The organism is Marinomonas sp. PE14-40 (genome assembly GCF_051623805.1).
Classification (GTDB): Bacteria; Pseudomonadota; Gammaproteobacteria; order Pseudomonadales; family Marinomonadaceae; genus Marinomonas.
The window spans coordinates 2,118,723-2,135,815 of record NZ_CP130700.1 but is presented as its reverse complement, the minus strand read 5'-3'; the positions used below and the strand labels follow the sequence as shown (position 1 = coordinate 2,135,815).

The following is a 17,093-nucleotide window of genomic DNA, read 5'->3' as shown; positions in this document are numbered from 1 at the left end:
TTTTAGTTTTAATTTTTTTATATTTAGACTAATTTATCTTTACTCTCGCATGCCTTTCTCCTTTAAATTGATTATTGAATCCATTAAATAGTCAAATAAAGTTCTTTTTTGAGTTTTTATAAAGATCTCGACAGGTAAACCAGATCTCAATTTAATATTTGGGTTTTGTTTTTTAAATTTCTCTAGTTCTAGAGATATTTTAATAATGAAATAGGATTGATTCGTTAGAGGGTTAAACTCAGTACTTTCTGATATAAAGTAAATGTATCTTTCAATTGGTTTTTGTTGTTTAAAGTTATAAGATGAAAAAATTAATCTTACTGAGCTTCCTATATCTACTTGATCAATATCTAAAGGGTTTAGTTGTGCTATAATTTCAAACTTATTGGATCCATTCGGACGTATTTCCCCAGAAGAAATTACGGCTCCTGAGGTAGGTGCTAGATAAGACCAAGAGATAAACACTCCAATAAAAATACCAATAGCGCTAAAACAAATATAAAGTGGTGCTTTTATTTCTTTAAAAAAAATTTTTTCAAAAAACATTATTCGTTACCTATTGTATTGCTTTTAATGTTTATGCTTTTTTGAGCCTCTAATTTCATTTTATAGTCATAATTGTATTGGGTAGTTTTTTCCCTTGAATCAATTTCTTTTAGTTTTTTTTTGACGATTTTTGAGAAGGTTGCATCTGGATTTTTAAACGTTTAAGAACATCATCCTTTAGTCCTTTCCCAACCAAGCGACCCTTATCAAGTACAATAGCTTTGGATGCTATATCTATCATATTCGGCTTGTGGCTAATGAAAACTATTAAGCTGCCTTCTTGACTCAAGGTCTGAAGGGTTGTTTTTAAAGACTCGCAGGATTGAGCATCTAAGTAAGCATCTGGCTCATCAAGTACCAAAAGAAAAGGGTTTTGATATAACGCTCTTGCAAAACCTATGCTCTGCTTTTGTCCACCAGATAGTTGCGGCGTATTTGTCGTTAATTTTGTGTTATAGCCATCAGGTAACTCTTGAATAAAAGCATGCGCGCCTGCCTTTTTCGCTGCTTGATATACATCTTCCATTTTTGCATTGGAATCTAAGCGTGCGATATTTTCCCAAATAGTGGCAGGTGCCAAATTTACTTCTTGGGGTAAGTAGCCCACATGATTAGAAAGGTTTTTAGAAGACCATTGGTTAAGCTCGTTACCGTCTAATCTGATTTCCCCTGCTGTGGGTTTTAATAAACCCACTAGGGCTTTGCTAAGTGAGCTTTTTCCTGCACCAGATTGACCTAAAACAGCTAAAATATCTCCTTTCTCTAGATCAAAATGAATCCCATGTAATAGGTAACTAGTTAAATGTTTGGCTTGATAATTATTAGCTGCTTTTTCTTGTTTTGAAATCGTTAAATGGTTAACTGATAGTGTATTTTTAGGTGCTTGGAGAACCGCTTTTTCGACTAAGGTCGACAAGTGATCGTTAAATAATGAGACGAGATTTGAATATGCATTTCGGCCAGTTAATAACTGGGACCAAGACCCCATGAGTTGCTCTATTGGGCTTAAAGCTCGAGACATTAAGATAGAGCCTGCGACAACCATACCTGGGGACACCTGATTTTTTAATAGTAGAAAAGCGGCTATTCCCATAATAGCTACTTGAGACAAAATGCGAATTGTTCTAGCAAGTGCTAGTAGACTTGAAGAGCGTTCTTGAGATAATAGATAATCGTTTTGCGCATCTAAGCGCTTTTCTTGGAAGCGTTCGATCAATGCGTCATTCATGCCTAGTGCAAGAATTTCGTCAGCATTTTTAATACTTTGATCTAGCCAGATCTGGCTTTGGTTTTGTTTGTTATGAAAATTGGTTTGGTGTTTTCGCGTACTAAATTCACTAATAAGTGTTAAGCCAAATAAAATAAAGGCTGTAATTAATGTAAATACGCCTAGCCAGACATTCATACTAAAAAGTATGATTAAAAATATGCAGGCCCAAGGTGCATCAAGCAAAGGAAGCAATGCTCGACCACCGATTAAAGATTTAACTTGTGCTAAATCACGAATACCTTGTGCACCTACATGATTACCATTATGTGTTGCTGTTAAACTTGCTTCTAAGGTTAATGGGGTAAGCTGATTTTCTAGCCAGTTCCCCACTTTAAATAAAATATGAGACCTTCCCCATTCAATAACTCCATAAGTTACTAATGATAAGAAAGCTAAGATACTAATTAAATAAAGTGTTTCAAATTGAAAGCTCATCATGACTTTATCAAATATAGCCATCATATAAAGTGGAGAAGTTAAAAGTAAAACATTAGTTAGAGCTGATATTGATAAAATTATTAATAAAGAATAAGAAACGTTTTTTTTTAGTTGATTAATATTACTTTTTTCTTTCAATTTTAACATGCCCTCAATTTTATACTTTATAATTTAGTTATTATTAATTTATCTTGTTAACAAAAAATTATTAAATAATCGTATGAGATAGATTTTTTTTTGAATAGGTGTGTTTTTGCAACACTATGTTGCAAAAAATGGCCATAGTGGGTGTTTATTAGAAAACTCTAAACAAAAATAAATTTAAATAATTATATAGGGTTGGGGTTATATTTTTAATTATTTTACTTTTTATAACTTAAGTTATGGCTTCTTATAAAAATATTAATGCCTGAGGTGTTAAATTATTAATGATTATAATTAAAGCTAATTGATTTAATTAAATGTACATTGGAAATATGTTCTGTATTCCTATATGAAAATTACTTAAGTGAAGAAAATAAGCTTAACCGCTGCTATACAGGTCATTCCTCGAATCAAGGTTTTAAACTGTTTAAGGTTAAGTTGTTTAAGCAGTAAATAACCAATGCCGGCACCCACTAAAAGGGCAGGTAGGGTAATCAGACTTTGTTTGGCTAAAGGCCAACTGAGAATACCTAAAGAAATGACCACAGTAATCTTGATGATATTAATGATTAAAAAGACCCAAGCCCGCGTCGCGACATAGCTGTTTTTACTGAGCTTTTGTTCTAATAAGTAGAGGCTAATGATAGGGCCCGCTGCATTTGCCAAAATACTAATAACGCCAGCAAAAAAAGCCATAGAGCGAGAGACAGATTTAGTTTGCATAAAGCTGACTTTTTTCCATTCTAGGTAAGTGCCTAAACCTAAGGTGAAGAGAATAATGACACCTAGCAACTTGCTAAAGGTATTGGCATCAATATGGGAAAGTAGAAATGAGCCAAGTACAATACCCAATGCCGCCAAAGGCAATAAACGTTTTAAACTTGACCAAGACACATCAGTGCGATAGCTACTTACAGCAAGCATATCTGCCACTAAATACATGGGTAATAACACTACAATCGCTTCTGCGCTTGGAAATGCTGTCAAAGTGAGTGTGAGAATAATGAATCCCATCCCACCAGTTGAAAACTTAGAGATGCCAGTAATAAAACCAGCAAGAAGTAATACGATTTGGCTGTTATCCATAAAGGTTAATATATCCTCTAAAAATGAAATATCTGTTTTTGTTTATGAGCGAAGTTCGAAAGCTTAGGAACTAGGTGGATTTGGATGAGGCCTATTTTAATTTGCAATATGATCGTAAGATAACGCTATTTTTTTATTAAGATGAAAGGTTTTATCGATCGTGAATAATGTCCATCTTTATGCTTTTGTGGCCGTGGTTGAGCAGGGAAGTTTTCGAGCTGCCGCTAATTTTTTACATAAAACTCAATCAACCATAAGCGCTGCGATTGCAAGTTTAGAGCAAGAGTTTGAAGTGCAATTACTCAGCCGAGATGCTTATCGACCTGAGCTTACGCCAGAAGGTAAGGTGTTTTATCAAGAAGCGCGTATCACCCTAGAAAAGATGCAAGGACTAGAAGCATTGGGTCATCAGCTAGCATCAGGTATAGGTCCAAATTTGGCCCTGACGCTAAGTGCATCTTGTGTGCAGTTACAAGGTTTAGTGCAGCTACAAATGTTTGTCGAAAAGCACCCAGAAATGCATTTAAACATGAGTACAGAGCATTTATCTGGCGTATTAGAGTCTTTGCAATCGGGTAAAGCAGATATAGCCATCAGCCCAAATTATGGCTTAGGACAAGAGTTTGAGTTTGTTGAAATAGCTAAACTTAAATTAGTGACAGTGGCAGCCCCTCATTATCTTGAAAACCAAACACAGCGTATTATTCCTCAAGCTGAACTAAAAAACCGTCCTCAAGTTTTAATTGAAGATTCAGGTTCTTTGCACCCAATAGAAAGGTTAAATGTGATTTCTAATGGCCAACGCTGGACGGTTAATGACTATATGATTAAGCAGAGGCTAATTGTGACAGGCTTAGCTTGGTCTAGGTTGCCTTATCACATGGTTGAAAAAGAGCTAAAAGAGGGGAGTGTCGAGATGATAGAGGTGGAAAATTTTGCCTCTAATGTTGTATTACCGATTTACCTTATTCGCTTAAAAAGCAATATCTCTGCTATCGCTAACAGTTTTTGGGATTATATGATTAAACAATACCAACCAGCCTATAACGACTAGCAACATGTTAATGAAAAAATGGACCTAAGTTGTTGATATTTTTAGGTCCATTTTAGAGGTTACAAACTATTTAATATGCATTAGCTACCGAGATCTGCCAGTACAATCGATTTAGCAAAGTCTTGATAAGCTGTTTCAAACTGTTTTGCCATTGGATCAGGAAATAGATGGAATTGACCTTCTGCTAAGGCTGAAATAACACCTTCGGCAACCGTATTTGCTGATTCACCCTCTGTCATGCCTGCTTTTGCAGCCATATCAGTATCAATAGGCCCAGGGTGTACACTTAAAACTTGAATGTTTTTATCTAAAAGCTGCTCTCTTAACCCTTGAGTAATGGAGTAAGAAGCCGCTTTTGAGGCTGAGTAAGCATCAACGCCTGAGAAGTTACGAATAGAAACGATGGAATTTAATTGTACAAGTGCGCCTCCACCATTTGCTTCGATGACAGGCGTTAATGTTCTTGCAATTCGGACTAAACCAAATAAATTAATATCTAATTGTTGTTCTAATGCTTGATCAAACTCCTCTTCGAATAGATCTGCAAGTTCTAAAATACCTGCATTGTTAATCACGATTTCAACATCCTTTGCAGATGTTGCAAGTGCTTTAATTTCTTCAGAATTGCTCATATCAAGCTTAAGAGTGACGACCTTATCACCATATTTTTCGACAAGATTATAAGTGCTGCTTAGGTCTCTTACGGCTAAATAAACTTTTTTAGCCCCATGTTTTAATAAGCTTTCGGTGATTGCTTTGCCTATGCCACGATTTGCGCCAGTTACTAATGCCACTTTATTTTCAACTAATATGCTCATTTTAAATCCTTAAAATACGAATTGTACCGATCGGTAAGGTTGAGCTATTCTGTACCTATCGGTATAGTTTGGTCAAGTGGTTTGATGAAAATAATTTTGAGGCAAGTATGGCGGGTGGTCGTAAGAAAGAATTTGATAAGCAGGAAGCCTTAGTTGAGGCGATGAAGGTATTCTGGAAAAAGGGCTACCTTGGTGCTTCACTCACAGATTTGATTCAGGCAATGGGTATTAATAAGCCCAGTATGTATGCGACCTTTGGAAATAAAGAGCAGTTGTTTTTAACCGTGACAGAGCATTATCTGACAGATTTTGCTGCGCCTTCTGTTGTTCATTTATCAGATGAAAGTCTGACTCCTAAGCAAGGGTTGAAAGCATTTCTCATGGCAAGTATTGAAAACCAATGTCGTGATGACACACCTAGAGGGTGCTTTATATCCCTTTGTTCAGTTGAGGCAAAAGGAGATAACCTTCCAGAACAGGCTGAGTCTTGTATTAAAAAAGCAGGTGAAGATACCTTATTTACCTTGCATGCTTTTTTTACCAAACATCATTTAACTCATCATCAAGCGAACTCTAATGCAAAGCGACATAGTCAAACACCACAAGATAAAGCATTGGCAGTTTTTACTTTGTTGCAAGGAACCGCAACCATGGCCAAACTAGGAAAAGCCCCCTATGAGTTAGAGGCAATGGTAGACATGTTGTTAGATGGTATGGAGATCTAAGGAGCCTGAGATTAAGTCACCTCTTCTCAGTCTGTTCTTTTTAATGTGTATAGGAAAAAGTATCAAGCAAGGTGTCACTTTGCGTTTATTAATTGAAAATCAGTGTAGGTATCTTTCGAGAAGTAACAACGCAGAATGTTACTTGTTCTGAAATGCCGCTTAACTATTTTTCAAAGACTTGCAGGGCATGGCCTAAAAGTCCTATCTTTACGTTGAGGGCCTTATCAATAGAATGACTATTAAGTTGCACCCCTCGCCATAAACCTAGCGGCTTTTATTCACCCGCTGAGGCGGGTGGATTTATTCGCAGGCTCCTTAACCAATAAGCTCGATTTCTACTTTATTTTGATAAAAAGCGAGATGTCCAATTAAGCTTTCACATTCAAAGAAAGGTGTTTTATAACCCCAAGCAAGGTTTTCGACTGTCTCTTTTTCAAGCTTTAAAGACCAATAGCTTGCATGGCCTTTATAAGGGCAATAGGTAGTGTGCTTATTCTCAGCTAGAAGAGGCATCTTGATATCTTTTATTGGAATGTAAACAACCTTATTTAATCCCGCTTCATCCAAGATAAGTAAATGATTACTCAGTGCAATAACCTCTCCCTTAAAGCTTACTTTTACTGTTTTATCTGATGAGGAGATAACTATTTTATGATGAGGATTATCGATAAATCCCGGTGCCTTTTTAAGCATATTTAACCTCTTCTATATCTGTTAGATAGTCGAAATCAATTGGATAAAGTGTTGTTAAAATTGACCAAAATTCTGCTTGAAGAGCCTTATCGGTAAAGGCTTTGTTCATAGGCTTTTGATCTGTAAGAGGACCAATTGTTTTACCTTCCGGTGCACCAAGTAGATCGCCATTTCTACCTATACTGCCATTGAGGCAAGCGACTAGTTTACTGGCTGCTAGACTTGGGCTTTGCGCCATGCCAAATTTAGCCATTATTTTGAAAGCAACTTTTTGTGCGAACCAATCCTGCCATTTAGGTAATCCCGATGTACCGCCCGTTCCATAAATGAATCCGGGAGTAAACCAAATTGACTCAAAGTGAGGTTGGCAAATGTGACTTAAATGTTGTGACCACAAAGCGGCAAGTAGTTTTGATGCTCCCAAAGCATTCATTGGGTTGTATTTTTCTGATGATCTTGCAAAGACATAATCTTGTAGGGCCTGAATAGAAGCGAAGCTAGGTTTGGTTATCATACCTTTTATACCTCTTGCACCTTCACCACCAATGACAACAACCCTAGCGCCATTAGTAATGAGCTGTCTTTTTAGAAGGTGCGCTAATGTGACATGTCCACCTATAACATTTTGGAAAAGAGTCTTTTCATACTCTTTGCCTTGCCAAGAAATGGTCTGACGTTGATTATCAAATACAGCGCCACCTGCACCTAAACAAACAATATCAAAAGCTTGGGTGGGTAAGAGGTTAATGGCTGTTTCAATTTTAATTGGATTTGTCATATCAAAACCTGCAATAAAATTGAGTTTAGCTTCTATACCTGTGCCTAATTCTTCCACCAGCTCTTGTTTAATTTGTTCTAGTTTGTCTATATTTCTACCCGCGACAGTGATCTTACCTAAATTTTGGGCTAATAAGAGCTTAAGTGTTTCTTTTGCAAGCCCTCCAGTACCACCTGTAAAAAGGATATTTTGTGTGAGTGTTGGCATGATCGCCTCCTATGGTAAATGGTCTAAATAAAGGCAGTCTATGCTCAAAGTTGAATTGTTTTTAAGTATATCGGATTAAAACTAATCCAAGTGTTGCTTAAATGGCTTTTAATGGTTTGAAAATAGACCGTAATAGAACGAAAGGAAGGTGGCTAAGGGGCGGGAAAATATGTTTGATAAATTTTTAATCGGGTAGCAAATGATACTACCCGATCCATAGAAAAATGAGTTTTTTCTATGATTTAAATGCTAAAGGCGTGCAATTAACTTTTCAGCTGCTTGTTCAGAACTTGCAGGGTTTTGGCCTGTGATAACCAATCCATCTTCCAATGAGAACACATTCCAATCATCTGTTTTTTGATAGTTAGCGCCACGTTTGATCAATTCATCTTCTAATAAGAAAGGCACGATATCTGTTAGCTGTACGGCATCTTCTTCTGTATTACTAAAACCTGTTACGGCTTTGCCTTTTACTAGGAATTCACCTTCTGCATCTTTCAGGTTTAGAAAAGCAGCGCTGGCGTGACAAACCGCAGCAATCGGTTTTTGTGCAGCAACAAAGCTTTCCAACAAACGAATAGAGTCAGTATTATCGGTTAAATCCCATAGTGGACCATGGCCGCCTGGGTAGAAAACACCATCAAATTCATCTTGTTTTACATCTGCCAATATTAGGCTATTAGCAAGTTTTGCTTGAGTGTCGCTATCGGCATCAAAACGGCGAGTTGCATCGGTTTGAAAATCCGCTAATTCGCTTTTCGGGTCAATGGGTGGTTGGCCACCTGCTGGAGACGCCAAAGTAACTTCAATGCCTGCATCAATAAAAGCGTAATAAGGGGCTGCAAACTCTTCTACCCAAAAGCCTGTTTTCTCACCTGTATTGCCAAGTTCTGAGTGAGATGTGATTACCATAAGTACGGATTTAGTTGTCATGTTTCTACCCTAATAATTGTTAAAAATTTAAATATGAATATCGAATGACAGGCAGTTTAGAGTTAAGAGGTAAGTTTAACAATAAGAGTAAATTTGACTTCATTGGTTTAATTATTGATACAATGCCTGAGCTATTAAACAAAAGTTCTTTAATAAAAGCCCTAATAAATATGCAGGTGTGAGGTAAGGCGATGGATGTGTCATTTGAGCAGCTAAAAAGTATGGTGGTTTTTGCTCAAGTTATAGAGCAGGGAAGCTTGGTGGGGGCAGCCAAGCATTTATCCTTATCCCGAGCGGTTGTTAGCTATCACCTTAAAAAGTTAGAGCAGCAACTAGGTGTGAAACTTCTGAATCGCTCGACCCGTTCCATTGGTTTAACCCAAGAAGGGGAGGCTTATTATCAAAGATGCCGTGTTATTGCTCAGCAAGCCCATGAAGCCAATCAAGCGATAGAGAACCTAAAAGACGAGCCAGAAGGTTTGCTTAAAATCACCTGTCCTGTGAATGTTGGTTTGCAGCTTATCGTGCCTGCTTTAAACGGTTTTCGTGATCTTTACCCAAAAATAGAGCTCGATCTTATGTTGAGTGATGATGTAGTCAATATTATGAAACAAGGCATAGATTTGGCGATTCGTGGGGCCGAACTAACAGACTCGGGTCTGCAGGCAAGTAAGCTTGCCAGTTTGCAAAACTGTTTATGTGCCGCGCCTGACTACCTTAACAAACAAGGGCGCCCTGATACGCCAGATGACTTGATTCAGCACGACTGGGTTGTTTATAAACTAGCGGCTAACAGCGTGAGTTTAACCAAGGGAAACCGTACTTTTGATATCAAGGTTAGCGGCAGTATTAGCACTAATAATGCCGCAGCACGTACCGCTTTTATTGAAGCGGGCCAAGGCATAGGGCGAGTTCCCTTGTATGATGCTGGTCCTAAAATAAAAGCCGGCAAACTAGAGCGAGTATTAGCCTCTTATAAATTATCTGATATCGAACTCTATGCGGTATTTCCACCAGGAACAGGCGAGACTAAAAAGCTCAGGCTCTTGCTCGATTATTTAAAGTCTCATTTGGCGAAAATAGCGAGTTACTAACTTTCGTTTTGGCTAGGATTTTAGCTCTTAGCCTTTATTTGAGTGGCGTAACTGATACTGATAAATATCAGTGCACCGCCTATTGCTTGTACCCAGGTAAAGCCTTCTCCTAAGAAAATAATGGCGAACAGGGCACCAAATAAAGGCTCGCTTCCCATTAGCAGTGATACTTTCGTAGCTGAAATTCGACGCACAGCATAATTTTGAATGAAAAAAGCGAAGAGAGTGCAAAAAAGCACCAAATACAGGGTTATCATCCAAAATTTGGTATCTTTAGGAAGCTGTATTTGTTCTATCGGTAGGCTGATAAACGCCAAGACTAACGCCCCCAAACCCACAATAAGAGATTGAATCGAGGTTAAGCTTAAGTTTGTAATCGTTTTATTCTGACATAAAGCCTTAGTGAGAATGACCATTAACCCTCTTAGAAACGCCGCTCCTAAAATCAAGCAATCTCCTTGATTCATAGTAATATCCAAGCCTTCTTTATGGGTGAGTGCTATCACTCCCACCAGACTCATCAAGGCTAATAAATAGAGTCTTTTATCCATCCTCTGCTTTGATAAAAAACCTTCTAAGCCAGCTGTAATTATGATGGAAAGGCTAATTAAAAAAGCGGCATTGGCTGCGCTAGTGAGAGAGACCCCATAGACTTCACAGCAAAAAATACCTAAGAGTAAAAAGCCAGTAGGTAGAGCGATCAGCCAATCTTTATTTCGACCTTCTTTAAAGTCTTTCAAGGTGACATAGAGCAAAATTAAATGGGTTGAAAGGAAGCGGATAGCAATAAATAAAAGCACAGAGGTATAAAGCAAAGCCGACTTAGTAAGCCCATAGCTTGTCCCCCAGAATAGGGCGACCAATAATAAAAGTAGCTCCTCTTTAACAAAGAACCTGAGTATAGGATGAGTGATGGTTAAGCTTTTCATATAGACCTCTTGGTAGATCGATGCCTCAATAATTGAGGGAAATCGGCAATCGTGTTTGACAAGAGATAGCTTAATTAATAACTTCAAGGAGATAATCTGGTAAAAATGCAAAGGATAATTGCGATATGGATACAAATAAAGTGATCTCTTTATTAACTGAAATGGCTGTTTTTGTCGCTGTGGTAGAGCAAGAGAGCTTTTCTAAAGCAGGTGAAAAGCTGAATTTAGCACCTTCTTCAATCAGCCGTTCTATTGCAAAATTAGAAGCAGCATTTGGTACAAAACTGTTAGAAAGAACCACGAGAAAAGTAAAACTTAACCCGAAAGGGGCACAAGTATTTGAACAATGCCAGTCTATGCTAGCCTCTGCTAAATTGGCTGCAAATGCTGCTCAGTCTTTGGCGGGGGAAGTCTCTGGTGTGTTGCGTGTTGCAGCGCCAAAAGCCTTTGCAAAACAAGTGATTAGTCCAATAGTGCTAGACTTTGCAGAGGCTTATCCTAAAGTCACGGTAAAGCTAATGGCGGTAGATCATTTTATTGATCCGATCAGTGAAGAAGTTGATGTGATTATTCACTTTACTCACCACCCGATTGAAGGCTTAGTGGCTAAACACTTATCAACAACCAAGCTGATTGTGTGCGCTAGCCCTGATTACCTAGCAAAAAATGGTATTCCCAAAACACCTGATGATTTAAAGCTGCATGACTGTATTACCCTAGGGGAGGTCGCTGGCGATGATATTTGGCGCTTTCAAAAAGCTGGAGAAAAGGTCAAAGTTCAAGTGCCTGAGTCCTTTTCGGTAAACCACACCCAAGTAAGGCGCGATGTGGCATTAAGAGGCCTAGGAATCGCAACGTTTCCAGACTTTGCCATTCAAGAAACAATCGAAAAAGGTGCACTTATTCCTGTGTTAACGGATTGGCAAGTTTTGGAAAGATACCAAGGGGATATTGTCGCTCAATATGCTCAATCTAAATTTGTGCCTGTCCAGATCCGTACTTTTATTGAATTCTTACATGCTAGGTTTTAGTTCTTATTACCTTTCTTCTTTATTTTCTGTTCTTTCTTCAGGTTAATCGCTATTCATCCAACGCTTTTTTATCTATGACTCTTTATAAGCTTTTAGAGGAAAGTGACTTTCTACCTCTTTTTAAGGTCATCGCATCGCGAATATTTAGACCCATTAGAGTTAAGTTAATAAAGCCTGCCAATAGCTCAATAGTCTGAAGGGTATAAAAAAGGCTATTAAATTCACCATTAATAGCCATATTCTTCAGAAAATACGCCGCCGGCAATAAGACCAACAAACCATTTAGCGCCACAAAAGGCATGCGCTTTTTCTTTGCACCAATCGGGCCAGAAGTGACCTTGGGTGCCATCTTCATTCCCGTCATACCTGTGATAGCCATCAGTGGAATAAGAAACCAGATCGCAACAAAAATGTTGCTTTTAACACTGATAACAGCTGTTTTATCACCGAACATATCGACAAAAAGCGAGCTAACAAAAAAAGAAGCAATCAAGATAAAGGCGATTAAACCAGAAATTTTATGAATGAGTGGAAGTAACTTTTTCATCTTAATACCTATGAGAAAAACAGTTGTTAATGCAATTGTTGCTTATGCAACTGTGTTTTGTCAAATCATTTAGGCTCACTTTTTATTGAATTTTTGCCTTTATGAATAAAGATTCACCTTAGGGATAGATAAAAAACAGTTATGAAAGGCAAAGCTTGGTATGCTCAATGAAAGAATTGCAATTAAGTCTTTATCAGCCAGACTGGTTATTTAACTAGAATGAGTTGTTATCAGGTCTGAAGCACTAAACTGGCAAGAGGCAAGTAATGAGACGATTAAAAGCATTTTTGATTTATTTAGCCATGACCAGTTTAAGCACCGCATTAGTTGCTTCTCCGACCAAACATGACTTTGAAAAATGTAAAAAGCTTGCCGTTTCTTATTTAGACTTTTGCTTACAGGGAAGCGAAAATAAATGTTGGGAAAAGTCCAAAGCGAGCCATAAAGCCTGTCGTATTAAAATCATGAAAAGTTATCAAGATATGGGGCCTAAACGTAAAGCCGAAGAGAACAAACTCAAGCTACTCAATAAAATGACCTAGCTAAGTCTAAATAGTTGAGTCGAGGCTGTGAATGAAAGGAGACGAGCCTTCTTGCTTGCCAAAGAGATCTTTGGATAATAGCCCTCTCTAGATAATAACTATTTCAAGATAAAACAGCTTTGTTATCTACTTTTACCCTAATGTTTAATGGTTAAACCTACCCATGATCTGCCCACCAGAGATTCACCATGCGCCTTGATAAATTTGTTTGTAAAAGTACCGAATTAACCAAAGCCGAAGCGCATGCTTTTATCGAACAAGGGTTGGTGCAAGTAAATCATAAAGTAGTGACCGACATTAAGTCTCAAGTACACCAGAATAATCAGGTTAGCCTTAACCAAATAGCGCTTAACTTACGTCCGTTTCGCTATATTCTCATGCATAAACCTGCCAATACCATTTGCTCAAATTTGGATGAGATTTATCCCTCTCTTTTTAACTTTCTAGAAATAGATCATAAAGAAGAGCTGCATATTGTTGGCCGTTTAGATGCTGATACCACAGGTATGGTCTTGATTACGGATGATGGGCATTGGTCTTTTAATATCACAAGACCAGAGAAAGACTGTGTGAAAGAGTATAGAGTCGCTTTATCCCAGCCTCTTGCAGAAAGTGCAATTGAGAGGTTTCAACAAGGGGTTAAGCTTCAAGGAGAGGCTGAGTTAACCTTGCCTGCCAAGCTATCCTTTATCGATGAAAAGAATGTCACATTGGGTATCACTCAAGGAAAGTTTCATCAGGTTAAGCGTATGTTCGCCGCAGTGGGTAACCGTGTTATTCAGTTACACAGACAGAAAATAGGCTCTCTTAAATTAGACCTTGAAGAAGGTCAGTGGCGTTATTTAACCCAAGCAGAAATTGATAGTTTTAAAACCCATGAAACTTAAAACATAATGTTAGGGTCCAACTTATTATCTGAAGTCAGGGGTTAAAGGAGAAGAGTAAGCGTGAAACAAGGTATAAAGGCTTACCATCAAAATGAAGAGGCGGATTGGGTTGCGGTATTAGCGTGTGGCCATTTTCAGCATGTACGCCATAAACCGCCTTTTACTAATCGACCTTGGGTGATAACACAAGAAGGGCGAGACAGTATGCTGGGTTTTGAGCTTAACTGTAAAAAGTGTGACCTTGGTGCACCAAAGGATGAGTCAGATTAACTTATTAATCGAGTGAGATAAGCGGTAGACTCGTTTAACTTTGCATTGTTTTATTAATGACGTTTCAAGGAATGAGGAGAGTTATATGGAAATCATGGGAATACTTGGCTTTTTTTTCGGACTGGTTGCTTTTGCATATGCCCATAAGAGCAAAGCGGATATCGCTAAATTAGAGCAAGACATTGAAGGGCTCAAAGCCATGCTCGAAAAAATTCAAACGGATAAGAGTTAGCGATTAATGATGTGTTTAAGGCTGAACTCTAACAACACGAGGTATTAAATATTGAAAGCAGAGATAAAAAATACCTTGTTAAAGTTGATGGGGAGTAGGTGTTTTAAACCCTTTATTTTGGGTCTGACAATCTTGTTTGCCCCTTTTATCACTTCCAGTTTGTTAGCCGCTGAAGCTGCATCTAAAAAGGTTGAAGATACGCCATGGACCCTATGGAAAGAGGCTGACAAGTTAAGCCTTTCATTTCGGCCTTATAAAAAGACAGGTTTAATCGAAATACAGGCACAAGCTCGTTTACCTTCTAGCCTGTCTGGCTTCTTATTATTTTTACAAGATTACCCACTTATCCCTAATTGGCTAGATAATGCCAAAGAGGCCTATTTGATAGAACAAGTATCAGATACAGAGAACCTCTTTGTGACTCGTTTTAAACGTATTTGGCCTGTTTCGGAAAGAGAAATGGTGATTCGTTCACGTTATTGGCAAAACCCTGATCTCTCGGTAGAGCTAGCGGTACAAGACGCTAGTCACGAAGTCGACAACCCATTAAATATTATTCGCATAAAACTGATTAAAGCCCATTGGTTACTTTCTCCTATTTCATCTAAGGAGATACAGATTCAACATACTATCATTGCGGACCCCGGTGGCAGCGTGCCTTTATGGTTAGCGAATAAAGTTTCTTTAAGGTCCATGTGGAACACGCTAAATGCCATGGATAAACAACTCAGCACATCCCCTTGGCAGCAAATGCCTATCCCTTGGATTAGAGAAAAGTAATAATAAAGCGCTAGACTCTAGCGATAAGACATTAAAGGTTTACTTAACCTAAGTTTTAATAAGCCTCACGCATTTTAATTACAAACAATTTACCTATTACAAAGTATTCTAACATGCCTTCTTCCAATACATTAAAACCTTCGAATAAAAGAATCAGAGACCTAAAAGGGTTTGGACCAAAAAGTGAAGAAATCTTCGCCAAAGTCGATATACATAGCGTTGAAGACTTCATGAATGCAGAACCCTTTGAGCTTTACGCTAGGCTAAAACGTGAAGTAAAAGGCACTGGTCTTAATTCAATTTATGCCATCATTGGCGCAAGAGAAGATCTGCACTGGCAAGAGGTGGCTCGTACACAAAAATCCGAAATACTCATGCGTTTAGATGACATGGGCCTAGCTCCAAAATAAGTTAGCTGCTTAAGTTGCGTTCAAAATTGATAATATCCACACCTTCTTTTAGTTTGTATAGCTGAGCAAGACGCCCACCAGATTTTACTTTTTGATCTAGTTCTTCAAACATGTCAGAGGCTTCAACTCTTCTTATTAAGCTTTTTCTTTGTATTGGCTTTTCAATAATGGCCTCAATAACAGACTTCAATTGTCCAATGGTGAAGGTTTCAGGCAGGCAATAAACAGGCAACATAGAATACAGCGCTTTTTGCTGTAGACGATATTTTGCACTTTCAATTATCTCTTTATGATCAAATGCGATATTTAATTTGTCTATTTCTTCAATATCTATCCATCGTGCTTCTTCTACCGTATCGATATGAGTTGAAACTACTTGCTCAGCGATTAAGGCAAAATATACAAGTGTTACACTGAACCCTCTTGGGTCTCTATCTATGCCGGAAAATGTTTGTAATTGCTCTAAATATTGTGGGGATAGGTTTGTTTTTTCTTTTAATTTTCTTAGGGCTGTTTCATCTGTTGATAGGTCGATTTCAACATCTACAAACCCACCTGGTAATCCCCATTGTTGAGTAAAAGGCTCATTAGCCCGTTTTACCATAAGAGTTTTGAGTCTGTTCTCTGCCACAGTAAATAGAACGCTATCTACTGTAAAAAGAGGGTTTTTAAATTTGTTTATTTCATAAGAATTCATCATAAAGATAATTTTATTATATTTAGTGTCTTAGTGACACAATTTATTGTTGCAAATATTTTGAATGCTTGTTAGTTTATATTGTGTCACTGAGACACAAACTTAATTAAGGGAACAAAATGAAAATATTTAGCTACGACAATAAAGGAAATAAATCATTGATTGAGTTTGATCGCTTTACCTTTTCTGGTGGAGAAGAGCATGTACGCTTTAATCCAGAGGACTTTTTAGCAACAGTTAAAGTTGAGATTTTTGAACGCCTTATTAACTCGTCAAAACTAATGCGTTTAATGCTGGCTGTAGATGCACTAAGAAGACTTTCTCATGATGCTATCTCCATTGAGCTCGTAATCCCTTACTTTCCTTATGCAAGACAAGATAGAGTTTGTGTTGAAGGTGAAGCTTTAGGATCAGCCGTAATGGCAAGCTTTATAAATAATTTAGGTTTTTCAAAAGTAACAATCTGGGATGCTCACAGTGATGTATCCCCAGCCCTATTAAAAAACATTGTAAATGTTTCTCAGATTAGCCTGTTAGAAAAATGTGATGAATTAAGACAACGACTAGCTAGAGGTGAGCTAGCATTGGTCTCACCAGATGCTGGGGCTAGTAAAAAAACCATGAAAATTGCGGAGGAATTTGGTGGTGAGCTTGAGGTTATTCAAGCGCAAAAAATTAGGAATCTAAAGACAGGTGAAATACTTAAAACTGACATTCTTGGAGAAGTCGAAGGTAAAAAAATACTGATTGCTGATGATATCTGTGATGGGGGACGCACATTTATTGAATTAGCTAAAGCCTTGAAAAAAAAGGGGGCTATTGAAGTGTCACTATTTATAACCCACGGTATTTTTTCTAAGGGGTTAAGCGTATTCGAAGGTCTTATTGATGCTATCTACACAACAGACTCTTTTCGGTCAGCTGAAGAGTACCCTTCAAATAGTAAAATCAAACTAAACATTATTGAGATGTAAGGAAGCGA

At 37.8% G+C, this 17,093-nt stretch carries 21 protein-coding genes; 11 read left to right on the top strand and 10 right to left on the bottom strand.

Translation table 11 applies throughout. The annotated features are described in order from the left end of the window. Positions 1 to 39: 39 nt before the first annotated feature. The 3 genes from Q0A08_RS09810 to Q0A08_RS09800 all read right to left on the bottom strand — a co-directional run bounded on the left by Q0A08_RS09810 (position 40) and on the right by Q0A08_RS09800 (position 3,484). Positions 40 to 546: a hypothetical protein gene (locus Q0A08_RS09810; protein WP_438466770.1), complete on the bottom strand. Its 507-nt coding sequence runs from the start codon at positions 544 to 546 to the stop codon at positions 40 to 42. A 109-nt stretch (positions 547 to 655) separates the two neighbouring features. Next, the gene (locus Q0A08_RS09805; protein WP_438466769.1) at positions 656 to 2,401 is read right to left on the bottom strand and encodes a type I secretion system permease/ATPase; all 1,746 of its coding nucleotides are present in this window, start codon (positions 2,399 to 2,401) and stop codon (positions 656 to 658) included. A gap of 357 nt (positions 2,402 to 2,758) precedes the next feature. Then, a complete protein-coding gene (locus Q0A08_RS09800) occupies positions 2,759 to 3,484 on the bottom strand; it encodes a sulfite exporter TauE/SafE family protein (protein ID WP_438466767.1) in 726 nt (241 codons plus the stop codon). A gap of 160 nt (positions 3,485 to 3,644) precedes the next feature. Between Q0A08_RS09800 and Q0A08_RS09795 the strand changes: the two genes are divergently transcribed. Continuing rightward, on the top strand, positions 3,645 to 4,538 hold the full coding sequence (locus Q0A08_RS09795) for a LysR family transcriptional regulator (RefSeq protein ID WP_438466765.1): 894 nt from the start codon (positions 3,645 to 3,647) through the stop codon (positions 4,536 to 4,538). 80 nt (positions 4,539 to 4,618) lie between these two features. On the opposite strand, the gene Q0A08_RS09790 is transcribed toward Q0A08_RS09795, so the two are convergent. After that, positions 4,619 to 5,356: an SDR family oxidoreductase gene (locus Q0A08_RS09790; RefSeq protein ID WP_438466763.1), complete on the bottom strand. Its 738-nt coding sequence runs from the start codon at positions 5,354 to 5,356 to the stop codon at positions 4,619 to 4,621. A gap of 68 nt (positions 5,357 to 5,424) precedes the next feature. On the opposite strand from Q0A08_RS09790, the gene Q0A08_RS09785 reads away from it, so the two are divergent. Continuing rightward, positions 5,425 to 6,081 (top strand): TetR/AcrR family transcriptional regulator, encoded by a 657-nt coding sequence (locus tag Q0A08_RS09785; RefSeq protein WP_438466761.1) that lies wholly within the window; start codon positions 5,425 to 5,427, stop codon positions 6,079 to 6,081. Between the two features lie 315 nt (positions 6,082 to 6,396). Here Q0A08_RS09785 and Q0A08_RS09780 read toward each other — a convergent pair whose 3' ends face one another. From Q0A08_RS09780 to Q0A08_RS09770, 3 genes are all read right to left on the bottom strand, one after another. Next, on the bottom strand, positions 6,397 to 6,774 hold the full coding sequence (locus Q0A08_RS09780; RefSeq protein WP_438466759.1) for a DUF427 domain-containing protein: 378 nt from the start codon (positions 6,772 to 6,774) through the stop codon (positions 6,397 to 6,399). Next, positions 6,767 to 7,759 carry an SDR family NAD(P)-dependent oxidoreductase gene (locus tag Q0A08_RS09775; RefSeq protein ID WP_438466758.1) on the bottom strand — a complete coding sequence of 331 codons (993 nt, stop codon included), beginning with the start codon at positions 7,757 to 7,759 and terminating at the stop codon, positions 6,767 to 6,769. The genes Q0A08_RS09780 and Q0A08_RS09775 overlap by 8 nt, the downstream gene beginning before the upstream one ends. A gap of 249 nt (positions 7,760 to 8,008) precedes the next feature. Then, positions 8,009 to 8,692 carry a type 1 glutamine amidotransferase domain-containing protein gene (locus Q0A08_RS09770; RefSeq protein ID WP_438466756.1) on the bottom strand — a complete coding sequence of 228 codons (684 nt, stop codon included), beginning with the start codon at positions 8,690 to 8,692 and terminating at the stop codon, positions 8,009 to 8,011. A 191-nt stretch (positions 8,693 to 8,883) separates the two neighbouring features. Between Q0A08_RS09770 and Q0A08_RS09765 the strand changes: the two genes are divergently transcribed. Then, on the top strand, positions 8,884 to 9,786 hold the full coding sequence (locus Q0A08_RS09765) for a LysR family transcriptional regulator (protein ID WP_438466754.1): 903 nt from the start codon (positions 8,884 to 8,886) through the stop codon (positions 9,784 to 9,786). 20 nt (positions 9,787 to 9,806) lie between these two features. Here the strand turns inward: Q0A08_RS09765 and Q0A08_RS09760 are convergent, their stop codons facing one another. Continuing rightward, positions 9,807 to 10,715: a DMT family transporter gene (locus Q0A08_RS09760; RefSeq protein WP_438466752.1), complete on the bottom strand. Its 909-nt coding sequence runs from the start codon at positions 10,713 to 10,715 to the stop codon at positions 9,807 to 9,809. Between the two features lie 125 nt (positions 10,716 to 10,840). On the opposite strand from Q0A08_RS09760, the gene Q0A08_RS09755 reads away from it, so the two are divergent. After that, a complete protein-coding gene (locus tag Q0A08_RS09755; protein WP_438466751.1) occupies positions 10,841 to 11,746 on the top strand; it encodes a LysR family transcriptional regulator in 906 nt (301 codons plus the stop codon). 82 nt (positions 11,747 to 11,828) lie between these two features. Here the strand turns inward: Q0A08_RS09755 and Q0A08_RS09750 are convergent, their stop codons facing one another. After that, positions 11,829 to 12,293 (bottom strand): hypothetical protein, encoded by a 465-nt coding sequence (locus Q0A08_RS09750; protein WP_438466749.1) that lies wholly within the window; start codon positions 12,291 to 12,293, stop codon positions 11,829 to 11,831. A 266-nt stretch (positions 12,294 to 12,559) separates the two neighbouring features. On the opposite strand from Q0A08_RS09750, the gene Q0A08_RS09745 reads away from it, so the two are divergent. The 6 genes from Q0A08_RS09745 to Q0A08_RS09720 all read left to right on the top strand — a co-directional run bounded on the left by Q0A08_RS09745 (position 12,560) and on the right by Q0A08_RS09720 (position 15,414). Beyond that, positions 12,560 to 12,835, top strand: coding sequence for a hypothetical protein (locus tag Q0A08_RS09745; protein ID WP_438466747.1), 276 nt, complete (start codon positions 12,560 to 12,562; stop codon positions 12,833 to 12,835). A gap of 188 nt (positions 12,836 to 13,023) precedes the next feature. Beyond that, positions 13,024 to 13,722, top strand: a complete 699-nt coding sequence (locus tag Q0A08_RS09740) for a pseudouridine synthase (protein ID WP_438466745.1) — start codon at positions 13,024 to 13,026, stop codon at positions 13,720 to 13,722. Between the two features lie 60 nt (positions 13,723 to 13,782). Further along, a complete protein-coding gene (locus tag Q0A08_RS09735; protein ID WP_438466743.1) occupies positions 13,783 to 13,992 on the top strand; it encodes a DUF3565 domain-containing protein in 210 nt (69 codons plus the stop codon). Between the two features lie 85 nt (positions 13,993 to 14,077). After that, a complete protein-coding gene (locus tag Q0A08_RS09730; RefSeq protein ID WP_438466741.1) occupies positions 14,078 to 14,224 on the top strand; it encodes a hypothetical protein in 147 nt (48 codons plus the stop codon). A 51-nt stretch (positions 14,225 to 14,275) separates the two neighbouring features. Beyond that, entirely contained in the window at positions 14,276 to 15,004 is a 729-nt protein-coding gene (locus Q0A08_RS09725; RefSeq protein ID WP_438466739.1) for an START domain-containing protein, read from the top strand. A 113-nt stretch (positions 15,005 to 15,117) separates the two neighbouring features. Next, entirely contained in the window at positions 15,118 to 15,414 is a 297-nt protein-coding gene (locus Q0A08_RS09720) for a TfoX/Sxy family DNA transformation protein (RefSeq protein ID WP_046016146.1), read from the top strand. A gap of 1 nt (position 15,415) precedes the next feature. Here the strand turns inward: Q0A08_RS09720 and Q0A08_RS09715 are convergent, their stop codons facing one another. Next, positions 15,416 to 16,114, bottom strand: a complete 699-nt coding sequence (locus Q0A08_RS09715; protein ID WP_438466737.1) for an NUDIX hydrolase — start codon at positions 16,112 to 16,114, stop codon at positions 15,416 to 15,418. A gap of 116 nt (positions 16,115 to 16,230) precedes the next feature. On the opposite strand from Q0A08_RS09715, the gene prs reads away from it, so the two are divergent. Beyond that, entirely contained in the window at positions 16,231 to 17,085 is an 855-nt protein-coding gene (gene prs, locus Q0A08_RS09710; RefSeq protein ID WP_438466735.1) for a ribose-phosphate diphosphokinase, read from the top strand. Positions 17,086 to 17,093: the final 8 nt, after the last annotated feature.